This is a genomic window from Paracoccus jeotgali (assembly GCF_002865605.1).
Taxonomy (GTDB): Bacteria; Pseudomonadota; Alphaproteobacteria; order Rhodobacterales; family Rhodobacteraceae; genus Paracoccus; species Paracoccus jeotgali.
The window spans coordinates 931,807-950,913 of the sequence record NZ_CP025583.1; the positions used below are offsets into that span (position 1 = coordinate 931,807).

At 64.4% G+C, this 19,107-nt stretch carries 15 protein-coding genes and 2 tRNA genes; 7 read left to right on the forward strand and 10 right to left on the reverse strand.

Features of this window, described 5'->3' with window-relative positions:
• Positions 1-65: 65 nt before the first annotated feature.
• Both CYR75_RS04705 and istB read left to right on the forward strand, forming a co-directional pair.
• Positions 66-1,222 (forward strand): IS3 family transposase gene (locus tag CYR75_RS04705; protein ID WP_225972681.1). Its coding sequence is split into 2 segments (ribosomal slippage): positions 66-321 and positions 321-1,222, totalling 1,158 coding nucleotides; the frame shifts between segments, so codons are not numbered across the junction.
• A gap of 109 nt (positions 1,223-1,331) precedes the next feature.
• The gene (gene istB / locus CYR75_RS04710; RefSeq protein ID WP_101499029.1) at positions 1,332-2,123 is read left to right on the forward strand and encodes an IS21-like element helper ATPase IstB; all 792 of its coding nucleotides are present in this window, start codon (positions 1,332-1,334) and stop codon (positions 2,121-2,123) included.
• 76 nt (positions 2,124-2,199) lie between these two features.
• Here istB and CYR75_RS04715 read toward each other — a convergent pair whose 3' ends face one another.
• Entirely contained in the window at positions 2,200-3,969 is a 1,770-nt protein-coding gene (locus CYR75_RS04715) for a GmrSD restriction endonuclease domain-containing protein (RefSeq protein ID WP_192876684.1), read from the reverse strand.
• 449 nt (positions 3,970-4,418) lie between these two features.
• On the opposite strand from CYR75_RS04715, the gene CYR75_RS04720 reads away from it, so the two are divergent.
• Positions 4,419-6,254: a TniQ family protein gene (locus CYR75_RS04720; protein ID WP_225972908.1), complete on the forward strand. Its 1,836-nt coding sequence runs from the start codon at positions 4,419-4,421 to the stop codon at positions 6,252-6,254.
• 123 nt (positions 6,255-6,377) lie between these two features.
• Here CYR75_RS04720 and CYR75_RS04725 read toward each other — a convergent pair.
• A tRNA-Arg gene (locus tag CYR75_RS04725) sits at positions 6,378-6,454 on the reverse strand.
• Positions 6,455-6,552: 98 nt separating this feature from the next.
• Between CYR75_RS04725 and CYR75_RS04730 the strand changes: the two genes are divergently transcribed.
• Positions 6,553-7,599 (forward strand): LacI family DNA-binding transcriptional regulator, encoded by a 1,047-nt coding sequence (locus tag CYR75_RS04730; RefSeq protein WP_101499032.1) that lies wholly within the window; start codon positions 6,553-6,555, stop codon positions 7,597-7,599.
• A 246-nt stretch (positions 7,600-7,845) separates the two neighbouring features.
• Here CYR75_RS04730 and CYR75_RS04735 read toward each other — a convergent pair whose 3' ends face one another.
• Positions 7,846-8,706 carry a D-amino-acid transaminase gene (locus CYR75_RS04735; RefSeq protein ID WP_101499033.1) on the reverse strand — a complete coding sequence of 287 codons (861 nt, stop codon included), beginning with the start codon at positions 8,704-8,706 and terminating at the stop codon, positions 7,846-7,848.
• A 380-nt stretch (positions 8,707-9,086) separates the two neighbouring features.
• Between CYR75_RS04735 and CYR75_RS04740 the strand changes: the two genes are divergently transcribed.
• Complete coding sequence (locus CYR75_RS04740; RefSeq protein ID WP_101499034.1) at positions 9,087-9,500, forward strand: VOC family protein; 414 nt, start codon at positions 9,087-9,089, stop codon at positions 9,498-9,500.
• 108 nt (positions 9,501-9,608) lie between these two features.
• On the forward strand, positions 9,609-10,205 hold the full coding sequence (locus tag CYR75_RS04745) for a LolA family protein (protein ID WP_101499035.1): 597 nt from the start codon (positions 9,609-9,611) through the stop codon (positions 10,203-10,205).
• Between the two features lie 37 nt (positions 10,206-10,242).
• Here the strand turns inward: CYR75_RS04745 and CYR75_RS04750 are convergent, their stop codons facing one another.
• The 4 genes from CYR75_RS04750 to dapF all read right to left on the reverse strand — a co-directional run bounded on the left by CYR75_RS04750 (position 10,243) and on the right by dapF (position 15,746).
• The gene (locus tag CYR75_RS04750; RefSeq protein WP_101499036.1) at positions 10,243-10,821 is read right to left on the reverse strand and encodes a transglycosylase SLT domain-containing protein; all 579 of its coding nucleotides are present in this window, start codon (positions 10,819-10,821) and stop codon (positions 10,243-10,245) included.
• A gap of 147 nt (positions 10,822-10,968) precedes the next feature.
• Positions 10,969-13,596 carry a DNA mismatch repair protein MutS gene (gene mutS / locus CYR75_RS04755; RefSeq protein WP_101499037.1) on the reverse strand — a complete coding sequence of 876 codons (2,628 nt, stop codon included), beginning with the start codon at positions 13,594-13,596 and terminating at the stop codon, positions 10,969-10,971.
• A gap of 69 nt (positions 13,597-13,665) precedes the next feature.
• Positions 13,666-14,931 (reverse strand): tRNA (N(6)-L-threonylcarbamoyladenosine(37)-C(2))-methylthiotransferase MtaB, encoded by a 1,266-nt coding sequence (gene mtaB / locus CYR75_RS04760; RefSeq protein ID WP_101499038.1) that lies wholly within the window; start codon positions 14,929-14,931, stop codon positions 13,666-13,668.
• Positions 14,928-15,746, reverse strand: coding sequence for a diaminopimelate epimerase (gene dapF / locus CYR75_RS04765; protein WP_158644575.1), 819 nt, complete (start codon positions 15,744-15,746; stop codon positions 14,928-14,930). The genes mtaB and dapF overlap by 4 nt, the downstream gene beginning before the upstream one ends.
• Before the next feature lie 96 nt (positions 15,747-15,842).
• Here dapF and CYR75_RS04770 point away from each other — a divergent pair.
• A tRNA-Lys gene (locus CYR75_RS04770) sits at positions 15,843-15,918 on the forward strand.
• Positions 15,919-16,049: 131 nt separating this feature from the next.
• Here CYR75_RS04770 and CYR75_RS04775 read toward each other — a convergent pair.
• From CYR75_RS04775 to CYR75_RS04785, 3 genes are read right to left on the reverse strand one after another with little or no spacing between them, the layout of a single operon-like run.
• Positions 16,050-17,093: a hypothetical protein gene (locus tag CYR75_RS04775; RefSeq protein WP_101499040.1), complete on the reverse strand. Its 1,044-nt coding sequence runs from the start codon at positions 17,091-17,093 to the stop codon at positions 16,050-16,052.
• A gap of 49 nt (positions 17,094-17,142) precedes the next feature.
• Positions 17,143-18,048 (reverse strand): RNA polymerase sigma factor RpoH, encoded by a 906-nt coding sequence (rpoH, locus tag CYR75_RS04780; RefSeq protein ID WP_101499041.1) that lies wholly within the window; start codon positions 18,046-18,048, stop codon positions 17,143-17,145.
• 19 nt (positions 18,049-18,067) lie between these two features.
• Complete coding sequence (locus CYR75_RS04785) at positions 18,068-19,078, reverse strand: RluA family pseudouridine synthase (RefSeq protein WP_404825362.1); 1,011 nt, start codon at positions 19,076-19,078, stop codon at positions 18,068-18,070.
• Positions 19,079-19,107: the final 29 nt, after the last annotated feature.

Consider the following 19,107-nt stretch of genomic DNA (forward strand, 5'->3'; position numbering starts at 1 on the left):
CGGAAACTGGACACTGACGTAAGCTCGAGTTTTCTGTCTGCTGATCTTCGCCACGAAGGAGATCGATGATGACGAAACGAAAGCAGCATGCGCCTGCATTTAAGGCCAAGGTGGCACTTGAGGCGCTGAAAGGCGAAGAAACCGTGTCGGAACTGGCGAGCCGGTTCGGCGTGCATCCGACAATGATCAATCAATGGAAGCGCGCGCTGTTGGATGGCGCGTCCGGTGTTTTCGAGCGCGGCAGCCGCAAGGCACCGGTGATTGATGAAGATCAGGTCCGGGACCTGCACGCCAAGATCGGGGAGCTGGCGGTGGCCAATTCTTTTTTGGAAAGAAAGCTCAAGCCCTGGGGCGGGACGTGAGGCGCGGCATGATCGAGCGCGACCATCCGGACTTGTCGATCGGCCAGCAATGCGCGCTGCTGTCGATTCCGCGGTCGTCGTTCTACTACGCACCGCAGGGTGAGACGGAGCAGAACTTGGCGCTGATGCGGTTGATCGATGGACAGTTCCTTGAAACGCCGTTCTTCGGCGTTCGCCAGATGACGTGGCACCTGCGCAATCAGGGTCATGCCGTGAACGAAAAGCGCATCCGCCGGCTCATGCGCCTGATGGGGCTGATGCCAATCTATCAGAAGCCCAGCACCAGCAGGCCGGCGAAGGGGCACAAGACCTATCCTTATCTGCTGCGCGGGCTGCGTGTGGGCAGACCAAACCAGGTCTGGTGCGTGGATATCACCTACCTGCCAATGCGCCGCGGCTTTCTCTATCTGGTGGCGATCATGGACTGGCACACCCGGATGGTGCTGTCCTGGCGGATCTCGAACACGCTGGACGCCGACTTCTGCGTCGAGGCGCTGAACGAGGCTATCTATCGGTTCGGACCGCCGGACATCATGAACAGCGATCAAGGATCTCAGTTCACGTCGTTTGCTTGGATAGACCGCTTGCGCCGGTCGGGTATCCGCATCTCGATGGATGGCAAGGGGCGCTACCTGGACAACATCTTTATTGAACGCCTCTGGCGCACGCTAAAATACGAGTGCGTCTATCTGCATGCCTGGGAGACCGGGTCCCACGCCCGCGCCGGCGTCCGCAAATGGATCGAGTTTTACAATCACCGCCGCCCGCACAAAGCCCTTGGCGGCCGACCACCAGCAGTGGTCTACTCACTGCAAATCGAAGCAACCCAACCCGATCAGCAGGAGCAAATCAGAGCTTAAAAAGCGCCAGATACTGTCCAAGCAATGGGGAGCACCTCAATGCTGAGCAAGGAGCCCGAAGCGAACGTCGCACGCTACGATGGGCTGCGCACGTCCGGAGGCAAACGCCATGCGTCATGATCCCGCCGGAGCTGCCATCGTCATCATGCTCCGCAGTCTGAAGATGCCAGGCATGGCCCAAGCAGTTCACGACCTCATGGAACAAGGTGCGCCTGCATTCGACGCGGCGATCCCGATCCTGTCGCAGCTGCTGAAGGCCGAAATGGCTGAGCGTGAAGTGCGGTCGATCTCCTATCACATGAAAGCCGCGCGCTTCCCGGCCCACAAGGACCTTTCTGGCTTTGACTTTGCGGCCAGCGAGGTCAACGAGGCCCTTGTGCGGCAACTTCATCGATGCGAGTTCTTGGATGCCGCAGAGAACGTGGTCCTGATTGGTGGGCCCGGCACCGGGAAGAGCCATGTCGCCACGGCCCTCGGTGTTCACGCCATCCAGCATCACCGCAAACGTGTGCGCTTCTTCTCGACTGTCGAACTGGTCAACGCGCTGGAACAGGAAAAGGCACTGGGAAGGGCCGGCAAGATCGCCGAGGCGTTGGTGAAAACCGAATTGGTGATCCTCGACGAGCTGGGATACCTGCCGTTTAGCGCCGCGGGCGGCGCGCTCGGGTTCCACCTGCTCAGCAAACTCTACGAGCGCACCAGCGTCGTGATCACCACAAACCTGAGCTTCAGCGAATGGGCCAGCGTCTTTGGCGACGCCAAGATGACCACAGCGCTCCTCGATCGCCTTACCCACCGTTGCCACATTCTGGAGACCGGAAACGACAGCTACCGCTTCAAAGCCAGCTCGGAGACCGCGAAAAGAAAGAGAAAGGAGGCACAGACATTGACCACGTCATGAACACACCGACATACTGACAGGCGGGTCAAATCTCGATGACAATGCTGGGTCAGTTCTCAGTGACATCCAACAAACGCTAAAAACGTCTTGCGATGTCCGTCGCCTGCTTCATACTCTCCGCCGCCTTGGTGTTATCGCCATCCCTCCAGAAGACAGTATCGTCCAGCAGTGACTGCTCCGTCTGCGGCGGGACGGTGATAATTATGATACCGAGGCCATAGTAGGAGTTGTAGTCAATAGACGATAGGACTGCGGTCTTTAGGTGATCAGATAGCGTGGAATTGCCAATTCGGTGACGAATTATCCCAATATAATCCTCGAGCGACTTGCCAAGAATGCGGGCTTCCCGATCGACACCAACGACAAATTTATCCCCAACTTTTCTCGGCGAAATCTTATCTAGAGCAAGTGCGCGATCAGCATCGGCTTGATTATCCGATACACCGATTAATATCTTTCCAGCGCGGGCAGGCCCATTGTTCGCAATGGCGCATATCGTCTGGATAATGCGGTCGACAAGCCCTTCGTTGAATTCTCTTTTTTCTCCTAGAGCTACCAAGCCCTGCTTCAGCTCATAGTATGATAACTCCGTAGAGGATCTGCGTATGGCGGAATCGATATCTACGGACGCGTGATTCGAGTATATCTCGGCCGACTGGTCTTGGTTCAGAAAATGAGGGCCGATGATCCCTTTGATCGTGTTGACATTAGTCCTCCTCTCTTCAGGCGAGGTAGCCCGACGTGACGTTTCGATCCTATTAGTCAGATTTACTAACTGCCTCTTGAGCGCCGGATAATCACTGATCTTCTTCTTCTCCGCGATAATCATCTCATGAAATGCCACGAAGATCACCGAAAAAACAGCGGGGAAAGCGTTCGTGTTCCGTCTCTCGAATATTATGTTGCGGAGCTTCTCCGGACTTCCTGTGTTGCAAACTTCTTCAATCTGCTGTATGCAGAATTTTATCTCATCCATTAGCTTTTCGGCGCCGTAAACCTTGAGCGCGTCAAGAACCGAGTTCGAACGCTCGGTTCCACTTTCATATATGTTATCAAGTTCGGCTTTAGACCGTTCGATCATTGACCCCGTGACGATGCAGGCTGCTATATCCGCAATGCACTGTTCATCCATGCTGTCCCGAAGATGCGTTGATCGAAGGATTCCCTGGTCAACCCAGAAGACTTCCTCCGCGCGCACCAAGTAACCGTGTTTGGTCATCGGCAGATCGATCGAGATACTCGGCATCTTCGCGAGAGGAAGCGATGCTTCGGACTCGTCGCCCCGGACAGTGCAAGCAATTGTCCTCACCAATTCGGAGAATTCGTTTTGAATTCCCGCCTGACGCCGCTCTTGATCGCTCAGCCGGTGACCATAAGAGTTGATGCGATCGAATACATCATCAATCTCGCGCTCCGACGCCTTCCTCATGATGGAAATTGCGAGAGAATAATCCAAAAGCACGCCGACTTCTCTCGCTCCAATAACGTCGTCCTGCGACAACGGCTCAAACAGATTTCCCTCTCTACGCGCTTGGGCAGTCGGAAATTTGGAGACGTCAAAATACTTGCCGTCCACGGTCGGGAAGGACCCCTCGATGAACGAGATAATGGCATTCAGGCGCTGCAACCCATCAATGATTTCATACCGGTTCGGATCGTCGTCGCGTTCCGCGACCAGAATGGCCGGGATTGGATATTTCTTCAGGATGGATTCGACAAGCTTTTGCTTCTCTTCCAGCGTCCAAACCAGTTTGCGCTGATACCTCCGATTAACAAAAAGCCGATCGTCATTGTGCCAACCATACACTGACTGGACTGGGGTAGGTTGAGCAGCAACGTCGGCCAAAGCGTGATCTCCTGGTTGTTTCAGAGTTTCTCGCCTGTGCATCAGTTTTCGTCAAGCTTGCTGCCGCCACTCGGTTCAGCTGCTTCCGCCTCCGCGTCGATCTCCCGCCGAAGATGTGGCGTCAGCGACGAATGTCCACATTGGCTCGATGCAGCGGTTGCCATGCCGCACCGCCGTCAGGCTGCTTACCGCCCGTTGCAGCCGTCATGTCGGTGCGCAAACACCAGTTGTTCTGATGCATCCATTGCTGAGCCCTCCATCCCTCGGCTCGATGGGATGAGCCGCTGAAACGAACTCCTGCGCGCTAACAAGAAGAGTGTGGCGCCGCTCATATCGCCGTTCTTCGGCCGGTTCGTGGCGCGGTATAAACGATACCCCATCCACACGGTTCACCCTTCGCGCAAGTTGCGGCACAAGGTGGGACCTGAAAGGACCTGCCGATGCCGCAAATGCGCCCTGTGCCACGCGAAACCCTCCCGTCGTTCCTGTCTCGGCTGGCAGCATCAAGGGGAGTGGACACGCCGGAATTCGCCCACGATCTCGGAGGGGCGTTCAAAAGGTTTCTCAGAGGCGACCCAGAGGTCGTGAACAGCTTGGCCAACTGGGCAGGGCTGCGAGACCGCGACGTGAAGGAGATGCTCTCCTGGACCGGCATGCCGATAGGAAAGGTCCGTCTGCAGTTCCGGGGTGAGCCTGTCGGTTCTCGTGCATTGCTCAACCCTGTCGTTGAAGGTTGCCCCACGTGCTTGCGGGAAGACGCACAAGGAAATCTTTCCGAACCGCTAACTCGCATGGCCCTGAGAGGTGACTGGCAGATGCGCGAAGTATCTGTCTGCCGGCGCCATCGTAAGTTGCTCGTTCCGCTCTGGACGGAGACGCGGCCCGTCCAGAGGTTCGATGCGCAGGGTCAGTTGTCGAGAATCCTCGACAGGATCATGGCCGGTGACATGGATGGAGACAGTGTCGAGCTGTCCCGATTCGATGACTGGCTGGACGATCGGCTGAGCAGCACAACCGATCCGACCTGGCTGGCGGCGCAAGCGACGGCTGCAAGTGCATCATTCTGCCGGTTGTTCGGACAGGGGCTGTTGCCCCATGCAGGTTCCGACGCCTCTATTCGACACCGGCACGAAGCGGCGGCCGCTGGCTTTTCGATCGTAGAACATGGCCCAGAGGCGATCGTGGCGCATCTTGTGGCGTCCTCAACCGGCGCAGCCACTGTATCCGACCCCGTTCGCCAGGCACATGGCAAGCTGATCTTCGCGCTGGAATCCCATTTATTGGACGAACCGTCATTTGACGTTTTCCGAGATATTCTCCGGGAGGCAGTGTTGGAGATATGGCCTGTTGCCGCGGGAGAAAAGGTGTTGGGCGCAGTTCTGAATGGACGCAGGCTACACTCCGTCAGTTCGGCCGCAGCAGAAGCAGGAATTGACCCGGTCCGCCTGCGTCCGATGCTGATCGAAGCTGGTGCATTGACGGCTGATGATCCCCGGCCTGACTCACGTGCCGTCTTCGATGCCAAGGGATACGCGCAACTTCTGGCGAATATCCCATCGCTGGTGACCACGAAAGCAATGTGTGCGCTACTCGGCACGACGAGGGTAGAGCTGGATGCGCTGAAGAAGGCGGGAGTTCTCTCCCCGCGCACGGCGCTGGCTGGGGCACGGCGGAAGTGGCTTCCAGATGACGGGTTGTCGCTTCTCGAAGAGTTGCGGAAATGTGCTGTCGATGTCTCGACGCCGGTCGATGCTCGGGACTGGATCGCCATCCAGTCCGCACAGGCTAGGTCGGGAGTCCGTGTCGCAGACATCATCAACGGCATCCGCTCGGGTGATATCGAAGTGCGGCATGTTCAGCCAAGCGCAGGATATCATGGCTATCAGGTCTCAGCGGCCGCGATATCTTCTTACGGCGATCGTATTCAGGCGCGCGAAAGCCTGTCGGGCGAGCTTTCCCTGGCCGAGTTTGGTAGAAGCGTCGGCATACGAGAGATGGAACGGCTCATGGCGCTGATCGAAGCAGGTGAGATTCCGGCGAGACACGTGATCCATCCCACCACCCGCCGTCCGCAGTGGCGGGTCACAAAATCGGCAGTCGAGACCTTCCGCCGCCGATTCCTGACCCCCAGCATAGTCCAGAACGAGTTCGCCTTGTCGATCAATGCCGCGCGGGCAATCCTTCGTGCGGGCAGCATTGCCCCCTATGAACCGAAAGGGCGGAAGCTCGGAGATCTCTACCTCCGAGACGATGCGTTGCCCCTGATCAGCCGCGCATCATCATAACCCGCTGTAGTGACGGACGATTTATAATACCTTCCGTCGAGGTCACGTTTCTTCTTGACAGGGGGTGTGCACGAAAACCGCATTTTGTGCACAGATATGATCCATCGTCAACAATGGAAAGTTTGGTGACCCCGGCAGGATTTGAACCTGCAACCTGCCCCTTAGGAGGGGGCTGCTCTATCCAGTTGAGCCACGGGGCCGCCTGCGTTCTTTTGACCGGATAGGAGCGTTTTGGCAAGATGCTTGCCTGCGGCCTCTGTCATGCGCTAACTCGAAGAAACGGCAAGCGGGGCCAGCCATGTCTCAACCCAAGAAACGCCGCCCGCTGACCTTGCGGGACGTGTCCGAGGCTTCGGGCGTGTCGGAAATGACAGTCAGTCGGGTGCTGCGGAACCGTGGCGATGTCTCGGCGGCGACGCGGGAAAAGGTGCTGACGGCGGCCAAGACCTTGGGTTACGTCCCCAACAAGATCGCCGGCGGGCTGGCCAGCCAGCAGGTCAACCTGGTCGCCGTGGTCATCCCATCGCTCGCCAATCTGGTCTTTCCCGATGTGCTCAGCGGCATCTCGGCCGAGCTGGACGACACGCCGCTGCAGCCTGTCATCGGCGTCACGAATTACTCGCCCGCGCGCGAGGAGACGGTGCTTTACGACATGCTGTCCTGGCGGCCCTCGGGAGTCATTCTGGCGGGGCTGGAGCACAGCCGCGGGGCGCGGGCGATGCTCGAGGCGGTGGCGGTTCCGGTGGTCGAGATCATGGATGTCGATGGCGATGTGATCGACTGCGCGGTGGGCATCTCGCATCTGCAGGCGGGGCGCCAGATGGCGGCCGAGATACTCGCCGCCGGTTATCGCCGGATCGGTTTCATCGGCACCCATATGCCCGAGGATCATCGGGCAAAGAAGCGCCTCGCGGGGTTCGAGGCGGCGCTGGCCGAGGCCGGGGTCGCGCTGGCAGCGCGCGAGTTCTATCAGGGCGGCTCGTCGCTGGCGAAGGGGCGCGAGTTGACCGAGCGCATCCTCGCGCGCGAGCGGGATCTGGAGTTTCTTTATTATTCCAATGACATGATCGGCGCGGGCGGGCTGTTATGGGCGCGCGAGCAGGGTTATGATATACCGGGCAAGCTGGGGCTTGCGGGGTTCAACGGCGTCGATCTGCTGGACGGGCTGCCGATCCGGCTGGCCACGACCGATGCCCGCCGGCAGGATATCGGGCGCCGGGCCGCGCGGATCGTGGCGGGGAAAGAGCCGCGTCCCGAAGGCGGCAAGCTGATCCTCGCGCCGCATTTCCTGCCCGGCGAGACGATCCGCGCGCCGGGGTCGGGGATCGGTGTGCGTCAGGAGTGAGCAGACGCCATGGCGCGTGGGGCAGGGAATATCCGGCGCGCGCGTGCAGAGGCCGATTCCTGATCTGACGGTTTCGACTGATGCTGCGATCCTCTCGCAAATCTCTTGCGGTAGCGTCAGACGGCGGGCTTACCGCGCAAGTTGCAGATACGACGGCTCGGTCCGCCGAACACTCCTCGCACCTGGCCGCCGCCAATCAGGCGGCGCGGGCGGGGCCGATCCGTCCGCGCCCCAGCCGCCTCGCCCTCAGATCGCGCGGCGGCGCATTTCGTCGATATAGATTTCGCGCAGGCGGGCGGCGACGGGGCCGGGCTTGCCGCTGCCGACGGGGGTGCCGTCGATCTCGACCACCGGCATGACGAAGGCTGAAGCCGAGGTGATGAATGCCTCGTCCGCCGATTTCGCCTCGTCGGGGGTGAAGGCGCGTTCCTCGACGCTCATCTGCGCCTCATCCGCGAAGCGCAGGACCGCCTGACGGGTGATGCCGTGCAGGATGTCGTGGGACAGTTCGCGAGTGATGATTGTGTTGCCGCGCAGGATATAGGCGTTGTTCGAGGTGCCCTCGGTCACCGTGCCATCCTGCACCAGCCAAGCATCATCCGCGCCTTGTGCCTTGGCCGCCATCTTGGCCATCGACGGGTAGAGAAGCTGCACCGTCTTGATGTCGCGACGGCCCCACCGCTCGTCCGGCAGGGTGACGATCTTCAGCCCCGTCCGGGCGGCGGGGTTGTCGGCGAGGCCGGGCTTGGACTGGGTAAAGGCCACCACGGTCGGCGGCGTGTCGGCGGGCGGATAGGCGAAATCGCGGTCGCCCGGATTGCCGCGCGTGACCTGCAGGTAAACCAGCCCCTCGTCGATCCCGTTGCGCTGCACCAGCTCGCGGAAGGCGGTCAGGTATTCGTCGTCCGACAGCGGGTTGCGGATTTCCAGCGCATCCAGCGAGCGCTTCAGCCGCGCCTGATGCCCCTCGAAATCGATCAGCTTGCCGTCCAGCACGCTGACCACCTCGTACACCCCGTCGGCCATGACGAAACCGCGATCAAAGACCGAGACGCGCGCCTCGGCTTCGGGAAGATAGTCGCCATTCAGGTAGACGGTGCGGGACATGGACTGCTCCTTGGTTGCAGATTTCCGCAATGTCATGCGCCTGACGGGCAGGGGCGTCAAGCACCGGGCGCGACCACGCGCCGCAGGCGAAGGTTGACAGAGGCGGGGGCGATGGGGCAAACAGACAGGGCGTCAAGCATTCGTGATCGTGACGCAACGGCATACGCAGGGCGCGCGACGAGGAGGTCGCCCGCCCGACGCGGGAGGAGACAGACCCTTCGCGCCCGCGAGGGGTCTGTTTCATTGGCAGCGTCTTCATCGGCAGCGTCGGGTCACGGTCTCGCCCGCAGCGCCCGACCCGCGTCCCCTAGCGCCTTCCGGCTTGGCCTCGGCGCCGGTCAGGTGCAGTCTGGCGCCGATTCACCGCGACAGGAGCCGACATGGACACCCGCTTTCACCTTGCCTATCACGTCCGCGACCTTGACGAGGCCCGCGCCTTTTACGGCGATCTGCTGGGCTGCACCGAGGGGCGCAGCACCGATAGCTGGGTCGATTACGACTTTTTCGGCCACCAGATCAGCCTGCATCTGGGCGAGCCCTTCGCCACCACGCGCACCGGCAAGGTGGGCGACCATCTGGTGCCGATGCCGCATCTGGGGCTGGTCATGCGCCATGACGACTGGACGAAGCTGGCCGACCGGCTGGAAGCCGCGGCCGTCCAGTTCATCCTGCCGCCGCAGACGCGCTTCGCCGGCGAGCCGGGCGAGCAGTCGACCATGTTCTTTGCCGATCCCTCGGGCAATCCCATCGAGATCAAGGGCTTTCGCGACTGGGACGGGCTGTTCGCGCAGTAGCGCCGCCCGATGACGCCCGGAACGCTCACGCTGGCGTGCGCGTTGACCGGCTGATTCGTCGCCGCAAGGTGATGTGCAACCCGCTCTCTAGCCAGTCATAAAGGACGCATGAAAAAGCTGTCTCTCGCTGTCGCGCCCGTTCTCGCCCTTCTTGCCACCGCGCCCGCGGCCCTGGCCGAGAAGATCCCGCTCAACACCATTTCCAACTATCTCAACAGCCTGACCACGCTGCAATCCGAGTTCACGCAGGTGAACCCGGACGGCTCGATCTCGGCCGGGACGGTTTATATCCAGCGCCCGAACCGGGTCCGGTTCGAATACAAGAACTCGAACCAGCTCATGCTCGCCTCGGGCGGGCAGGTGGCGGTGTTCGACGCGAAATCGAACCAGGGTCCGCAGATCTATCCGCTGAACCAGACCCCGCTGTCGCTGATCCTCGGGCAGAACGTGAACCTGTCGCGGGCGGGCATGGTGGTCGGCCATAGCGAGCGGAAGAACACCACCGTCGTCAAGGCGCAGGACCCCGCCCATCCCGAATACGGCAATATCGAGATGGTCTTCACCGCCCCGACCGAGCTGCGTCAATGGGTCGTGACCGACGATACCGGCAAGAAAACTACGGTGATTCTGGGCGAGATGAAAAAGGGCGTCAGCTTCAAGCCCTCGACCTTCGCGCTGGAAAGCGAAGTCCAGCGCCGCAAGTAAGGCGCAGGCGGGGCAGGGCCGCTGGCCCTGTCCTGGCCTAGCGGCAGCTGCGAAGCTGGGCGTGATACATCTCGGCCCGGCCCTGCACGCGGGCGGCCACGTTCACCAGCCAGCCCTTGCTGAGATAGGACCCCCGCGCATAGCCGGACCGCCCCTCGTGATAGGCGAGGTATTGCGCGCGCGCGTCCCATTTCGAAATCCCCAGCCGGCGCGCGCTGCCATCCATATACCAGCCCATGAAATCGGTCGCGTCGTTGATATTGTCGCGCCGCGCCCGGCGGTTGCCGGTCTGCTGCAGATACTCCTCCCACGTCCCGTCCAGCGCTTGGCTATAGCCATAGGCCGAGCTTTGGCGTCCGATCGGGATGATGCCGAGGGCGTATTGATGCGGCGTGCGCGCGTCGCCGATGAATTTCGATTCCTGATGGATCGAGGCCATCTGCACCGCCACCGGCACGCCCCAGCGTTTCTCGGCCCGCAGCATGGCGCGGTGATAGGCGGGACGCTCGCGGACAATGTTGCAGGCATTGTCCAGATCGCGCGGGGCCGAGAAATTGCCGCCTCCGCCGCAGGATGCGACCAGCATCAGGATCGCAAGTTTCAAAAACCTGTTCATGGCTGCCTCTGCTCTTTTTCGCGGATGCTACAGGCATCGGGTCAGGATGAAAACCGCCCCGCAACCGCCTGACGGGTTTCCGCCTGTATGCGCGGCAATGACGCCCCTGCGCCACCGCGGCGCGATCAAACCGGCGTGAAGCGGGCGTCAGGCGGTCAGCCCCTTCAGCTCATAGATCAGGTCGAGCGCCTCGCGCGGGGACAGGCTATCGGGCTGGATCTCGCGCAGGCGGTCATCGACGGGGCTGGGGGCCGTGCGGGCGGGGGCCGGGGCAGGCGGCGCGGCGCGGAACAGCGGCAGGTCGTCGATGATCGCGGCCGGACGCGCCGCGCCCTCTCGCTCGCCGGATTCGAGGCTGGTCAGGATGTCGCGGGCGCGGGCGACGGCCGCGTCGGGCAGACCGGCCAGCCGGGCCACCTGAACGCCATAGGACCGGTCGGCCGCGCCCCGGATCACCTCGTGCAGGAAAATCACGTCGCCTTCCCATTCGCGGACCGCGACGGTGGCGTTCTCGACCCCGTCCAGCCGGGCGGCGAGGGCGGTCAGCTCGTGGTAATGCGTCGCGAACAGCGCCCGGCAGCGGTTGACAGCGTGCAGATGCTCCATCACCGCCCAGGCGATGGACAGCCCGTCCCAGGTCGCGGTGCCGCGCCCGATCTCGTCCAGGATCACCAGCGCGCGGTCGTCGGCCTGATTGAGGATCGCCGCCGTCTCGACCATCTCGACCATGAAGGTCGAACGTCCCCGCGCCAGATCGTCGGCGGCACCCACCCGGCTGAAGAGCTGGCTGACCAGCCCCAGATGCGCCCGCGTTGCCGGCACGAAGCTGCCCGCCTGCGCGAGAATGGCGATCAGCGCGTTCTGGCGCAGAAAGGTCGATTTCCCGGCCATGTTCGGCCCGGTCAGCAGCCAGATTGCGGGCGTCTCGCCCTCGGTCAGGGCGCAGTCATTGGCGACGAAGCTTTGCGATTTGCGGCGCAGCGCGGCCTCGACCACCGGATGGCGGCCGCCTTCGATCAGAAAGGCGCGGCTGTCGTCGATGACGGGCCGCGTCCAGTCCTGCTCCGCCGCCAGATCGCCCAGCGCGGCCGCCAGGTCGATCTCGGCCAGCGCGCGCGCCGCCTGTCCGACCGGCCCTGCCTGCGCCAGCACCGCGTCGCGCAGCCGGGCGAAGATGCCGCGTTCGATCTCCAGCGCGCGGTCGCGGGCGTTCAGGATGCGGGTTTCCAGCTCCGACAGCTCGACCGTGGTGAAGCGGATCTGGTTGGCGGTGGTCTGGCGGTGGATGAAGATTTGCGACAGCGGCGGGGCCAGCATCTTTTCGGCGTGAGTCGCGGTGGTCTCGATGAAATAGCCCAGAACGTTGTTGTGCTTGATCTTCAGGCTGCCGACGCCGCTGCGGGCGACGTAATCGGCCTGCATCTGCGCGATCACGCCGCGTCCCTCGTCGCGCAGGCGGCGGGTCTCGTCCAGATCCGCGTCAAAGCCGCTGGCGGTGAAGCCGCCATCGCGGGCCAGCAGCGGCGGTTCGGCCACCAGCGCGTCGTCGAGCAGGTCGATCAGCGCCTCGTGCCCGGACAACGCGCCGACCGCCTCGGCCAGCAGCGGGGGCGCGTCATCGCCCAGCAGCGCCGCGACCGCCAGCCCCTGCGTCAGCCCGGCGCGGATCGCCGACAGATCGCGCGGCCCGCCGCGTTCCAGCGCCAGCCGCGACACAGCGCGGTCCATGTCCGGCACCCGCGCCAGCGCCTCGCGCAGGCGCGCGGTCAGCCCGGTATCGGCCAGCAGCCAGCCCACCGCGTCATGCCGCGCCCGGATCACGCCCATATCGCGCGAGGGCGCGCTGATCCGCCGTTCCAGCAGCCTTGCGCCCGCCGCCGTCACGCTGCGGTCGATGGCGGCCAGCAGCGAGCCCTCGCGCCCGCCCGACAGCGCCTGCGTCAGTTCCAGATTACGCCGGGTGGCCGCGTCGATCTGCATCGCGCCCTGCGCATCCTCGCGCAGCGGCGGGCGGATCAGCGGCATCTGCGCCTTTTGCGTCATGTCGAGATAGGCCGCCAGCGCCCCCATCGCCGCCAGTTCGGCCCGCGAAAAGCTGCCGAAGCCGTCCAGCGTCTCGACCCGGAACAGCGCCGCCAACCGCCGCGCGGCCGCGGCGGAATCGAAACTCGCCGCCGGCAGTTCGGTCAGCACGCTGCCTTGATCGGTGGCCAGATCGTCAAGGCCGCTGCCCTCGACGGCCAGCAATTCGCGCGGCGCAATGCGGGCCAGTTCCGGGGCCAGCCGCGACGACGGGCAGTTCATCACCCGCAGCGTCCCGGTCGAGATATCGACCCAGGCCAGCGCCGCGTCGTCGCGCACCGTGGCGTAGGCGGCGAGAAAGTTGTGCCGCCGCGCTTCCAGCAGCGATTCTTCGGTCAGCGTGCCGGGCGTGACCAGCCGCACGACATCGCGGGCGACGACCGATTTGCTGCCCCGCTTGCGCGCCTCGGCCGGGTCTTCCATCTGCTCGGCGATGGCTACGCGAAACCCCTTGCGGATCAGCGTCAGCAGATAGCTTTCGGCGGCGTGGACGGGCACCCCGCACATCGGGATCGGCTGGCCCTGATGGGTGCCGCGCCGGGTCAGCGCGATATCCAGCGCCGCCGCCGCCGCCACCGCGTCGTCGAAGAACATCTCGTAGAAATCGCCCATGCGATAGAACAGCAGCGCGCCCGGATTGGCCTCGCGGATCGCCAGATACTGCGCCATCATCGGGGTCGGCTGGTCGGTCATCGGGGCCTCCTTCGCCGCCCGCTTCTAGCCTATCGGCGCGGGCGAATGAAAGGGCGGGCGCGGCTGCGCTCAGGCGGTCAGGCGGGTGCCGTCATGGCCGGTGATGGTCAGGTCCAGCAGGCTGCCTTCGGGCATGTCGCGGTCGAAACGCACCTCGGCGAAATGCGCGGTCCGACCCAGGCGCGGGCCCTCGGTCAGGATGCGGTGGGTGACGCCCCGCTGCGCGTCCAGATGCGCCAGCAGCGCCGCGTCGCCGGCGGCACGCAGACGCGCGGCGCGGTCGCGGATGGCGGTGCCGTCGACCGCCGGCATCCGCGCGGCGGGCGTGCCATTGCGGGCGGAATAGGGGAAGACATGCAGGAAGGTCAGCCCGCAATCGCGCACCAGGTTCAGCGAGTTCTGGAACATCGCCTCGGTCTCGGTCGGAAAGCCCGCGATGATGTCGGCGCCAAAGACGATATCGGGGCGCAGGCGGCGGGCATCCTCGCAAAAGCGGATGGCGTCGTCGCGCAGATGGCGGCGCTTCATCCGTTTCAGGATCATGTCGTCGCCCGCCTGCAGCGACAGGTGCAGATGCGGCATCAGGCGGGGTTCGGTGGCCAGCGCCTCCATCAGCCGGTCGTCGGCCTCGATCGAATCGATGCTGCTGATCCGCAGGCGCGGCAGGTCGGGCACCAGCTTGAGGATGCGCATGACCAGATCGCCCAGACGCGGCGCGGCGGGCAGATCGGCCCCCCACGAGGTCAGATCGACGCCGGTCAGCACGACCTCGTTGAAGCCTCGGTCGCGCAGGCGCTTGATCTGCTCGACCACGACCCCTGCGGGCACGCTGCGCGAATTGCCGCGGCCATAGGGGATGATGCAGAAGGTGCAGCGATGGTCGCAGCCGTTCTGGACCTGCACATAGGCGCGATGGCGGCCGAACCCGTCGATCAGGTGCCCGGCGGTCTCGCGCACGGCCATGATGTCATCCACGATGACGCGTTCGGTCTGACCAATCAGGTCGGGGGTCAGCCGCGCCCAGCTTTCTGGCTGCATCTTTTCGGCATTGCCCAGCACCCGCGTCACCTCGGGCATGGCGGCGAAGGTTTCGGGCTCGGTTTGGGCGGCGCAGCCGGTCACGATGATGGGCGCGTCGGGGTGGTCGCGGCGCAGGCGGCGGATGTCCTGACGGGCCTTGCGGACAGCCTCGGCGGTGACGGCGCAGGTGTTGACGATGACCGCGCCGGTCAGGCCCGCCGCCTCGGCCATCTCGCGCATCGCTTCGGATTCATAGGCGTTCAGCCGGCAGCCATGGGTCGAAAAGACCGGCGGGTTGTGGTCCGGCCCGCTCATCCGCGCCACACGCCGTCGAAGATATGGGCGGTGCGCGCGGTCATCCAGACCCCGTCCTCGCGCCAGTCGATCATGATCTCGCCCCCCGGCACATGCACCGTGACCTGCCGTTCGGTCAGCCCGCGCCGGGCCGCGGCCACCGCCGCCGCGCAGGAACACGACCCCGAGGCCAGCGTCGGCCCGGTCCCGCGTTCCCAGATCCGCAGCCGGATCGCGTCGCGCGACAGCACCTGCACGATTTCGACATTGGTCCGTTCCGGGTAAAGCGGGTGGTGTTCGTGTTCCGCGCCAAAGCGTTCCAGATCGACCGCGTCGGCATCGGGGACGAAAAAGGTCAGATGCGGGTTGCCCATGCCGGTCGCGACCGGATCGCCGGGGATCGGCAGATGGTCGATGTCGACGTCATGCGACAGCGGGATCGCGCGCCAGTCGAGCACCGGCGGCCCCATGTTGACACGGGTCAGGCCCGCGCCCGCATCCTCGGCCTCAAGCACTGCGTGATCGGTCCGCAGCCGCAGGCGGGGCTTGCCGGTCGCGTCGATCAGCCAGCGCGCGATGCAGCGCGTGGCGTTCCCGCAAGCGGCCGAGCGCGAACCATCGGCGTTGAAAAACACCAGCCGCGCATCCGCGCCCGCGTCGTCGTGATCGACGGTCGCAAGCTGGTCGAAGCCGACGCCGAAACGGCGGTCGGCCATGGCCGCCACGGTCGCGGCATCGGGCGCGTTCATGCCGTGACGCAGGTCGAGGACGACGAAATCATTGCCGAGCCCGTGCATCTTCATGAAGGGCAGGCCGGGGGTGCGCGCGTGTTCCATGCGCCGCATATAAGGCCGCAAAAAGTTTTTCGCCAGAACCGATCTTTTGCGCTTGACCCCATCGGCGGCCAAATCTAGGTAAGCGCCCTGAAGAGTGGGCCCGTAGCTCAGTTGGTAGAGCAACTGACTTTTAATCAGTGGGTCACAGGTTCGAATCCTGTCGGGCTCACCATTTTCATCAACAGCTTGCGGGGCGGTCGTCGCCCTGGCGTTGCGGCGGATCGCGCGTTATTGCGCCCGCCGGATGGGTGGTCATTGCCTCTTCGCTGCGTGACCTAAATCCCCGCTTTGGCTCCGCCCCGGTTACTCTTGCCCGACGCAGATCTGCTGCAGCGTGATCCAATCGCGTTCGTCCAGCGCGGGCGGATAGGGGTGGCTGCGGAAGGGATCGGATTCGGTCAGCGCGACGGCGCGGGTGCCGCTGTCGGGCAGCGTCTCGGCATAGGGGCTGCTGGGCAGCTTGGCCGCCGCGAACCCCTCCAGCAGCCGTCGTTCCGAGGCGCGCTTCGGGGGCTGGGACAGCAGCGCCTCACCATAACCCTGCCAGACATCGGGGCGCAGCGTCCCGCGCGTCAGCAGGCCGAGGATCTGCGAAAACGGCACCTGCGCCAGCGCCTCGACCATCGGATCGGTTTCGGCGGCGGTCAGATAAGCGGCGAGCATGTGGCCCGCCAGCGCCTCGGGCTCGGACTGGTCGCGGATCAGCGCGTGATCGACGGCAAGGACATGGCCGGGCAGCATGATGGCGCCCGGCAACCCCTCGCGCAGCACGGCGATGCGGGCGCCCGCCGGCAGACCGATGCGCTTGGCTAAGAGATGCAACGAGCCAGCGGCCGCGGGATCGGCGCAGGGCGCGCCCGTGGTCCGGCTCATGTCGCGCAGGATGGCGAGGCCGATCTGCTGACGCTCGGCCGCAGGCGTGATCCGCGCCGCATGGCTGCGCATCGCGCCGGGCAGCCACACCGCGCCGGCCAGCAGCATCACCAGCACCGCGCCCGCCATCAGCCCGCCGCGCAGGCGCCCCGGATGGGGCCGCCGCGCGGCGATGGCGGCCTGCACGCGGCCGATGGCGTCGATCATCCAGCGATCATCGACCTCCAGCGATTCAAAGGGGCCGTCGCCTTCGGCCGCGACGGGAACATAGACCGCCGGACGGGTGCCGGGATTCATCCGTTTCACCGCCGGCAGCGACCAATGGGCCAGCGGCGCGTCGGATTTGGGATCGGAGAGGATCAGCGTCGCCTCGCCGATCGAGACGACCACCTCGCGCAATTGCGCGTCCGGCGCCGGGCGCCAGCTGCCCGGTGCTTCCAGCCGCTGAAACTGCCTGAGCGCCGTCGAACGCATCCTGCCCTGCCCTGTTTTCAGGCCAGCATGGGATGCACCGGGCGCGGCGTCAATCGTCGCTGCCGATCTTCATGCCCTTGTCGCGGGCGAGATCCCGCATCCGGTCCTGCAGTTTCTCGAAGGCGCGGACCTCGATCTGACGAATGCGCTCGCGCGAGACCTCGTAGCGGCCCGAGAGTTCCTCGAGCGTGAGGGGATCGTCGCGCAGTCGCCGCTCCATCAGGATGTCCTTTTCGCGGTCGTTCAGCACGTCCATCGCCTCGATCAGCATCTCGCGTCGGGTGTCGAGTTCTTGGCTTTCGGCATAGGATTCCGCCTGGTTGGCGTCCTCGTCTTCCAGCCAGTCCTGCCATTGCGCGGTGGAATCGCCGTCGGCCGAGCCGATGGTCGCGTTCAGCGACGCGTCCGCCCCGGCCATGCGGCGGTTCATCTCGATCACTTCGCGTTCGGTGACGTTCAGGTCATGGGCGATCTGGGCCACGTTTTCCGGGCGCAGATCGCCTTCCTCCATCGCACCGATGCGGTTTTTCGCCTTGCGCAGGTTGAAGAACAGCTTTTTCTGGCCCGAGGTGGTGCCCATCTTGACCAGCGACCATGACCGCAGGATGTATTCCTGGATGCTGGCCCGGATCCACCACATCGCATAGGTCGCCAGCCGGAAGCCGCGTTCGGGGTCGAAGCGCTTGACCGCCTGCATCAGCCCGACATTGGCCTCGGAAATCACCTCGGCCTGCGGCAGGCCGTAGCCGCGATAGCCCATGGCGATCTTGGCCGCCAGACGCAGGTGGCTGGTCACCATCTTGTGCGCCGCCTCACTGTCGCCGTGATCGACCCAGGCCTTGGCCAGCATGTATTCCTCTTCCGGCTCGAGCAGCGGAAACTTGCGGATTTCCTGCAGATAGCGGTTCAGCCCCTGTTCGGGGCTGGGCGCGGGAAGTCTGGTGTAATTGGCCATGTCCTGTCCTCTCAGCGTCTCAACGCTGCGTCGCGGCATCGGTTCCGCGCAGTTGCGCCAGCAAAAGCTGCATATCCTGCGGCAGATCGGATTGCAGGTCCAGCCGCTGACCGCTGACCGGATGGATGAACCCCAGACGCGCCGCGTGCAGCGCCTGACGGGGGAAGGCCTGCACGGCCTCGGCCACCTCACCCAGCGCGCGGACCGAGGCGCGGCGGGCGCCGCCATAGACCGGGTCGCCGATCAGCCCCAGCCCGGCATGGGCCATGTGAACGCGGATCTGGTGCGTGCGCCCGGTTTCCAGCCGACACTCGACCAGCATGGCAGCGGGCGGTGTGCCGAACGCCTCGAGCATCCGGGCCCGCGTCACCGCGTGGCGGCCGCGCTCGCCGTTGAAATGCACCGCCTGCCGCTGGCGGTCATGCGGGTGACGGTCCAGCCGCGAGGTGATCTTCAGCACCCCGCCCGGCTCGAAACTGACGCCGCGGGTGCCGCGCAGCCGGGCGTCGCCGGGGTCGATGATGCCATGCGCCAGCGCCAGATAGGCGCGGTCGACGCTATGCGCCTCGAACTGGGCGGCGAGGCCGTGATGGGCGCGGTCGGATTTCGCCGCGACCAGCAGGCCGGATGTATCCTTGTCGATGCGGTGGACGATGCCCGGCCGCATCTCGCCGCCGATCCCCGACAGGCTGCCCGCGCAGTGATGCAGCAGCGCGTTGACCAGCGTGCCGTCGCGGCTGCCGGGGGCGGGGTGGACGACCATGCCCGCCGGCTTGTCGATCACGATGATGTCATCATCTTCATACGCGACGGTCAGGTCGATCTGCTGCGGCAGGGTCTCTACACTTTCCGGCGGGGGCAGGGCGATGCGCCAGACCTGTCCCGGCAGGACGCGGACGCGCGGCCCCGCCGCCACCCCGTCCGGCCCCGACACCGCGCCGTCGGCGATCAGCCGGGCGAGACGCGAACGCGACAATGCCGCTTCGGCTGGCACAAGTGCGGCAAGCACCTTATCAAGGCGGTCGGACATACCTTCTGGAACGGTCAGGACAAGATCAC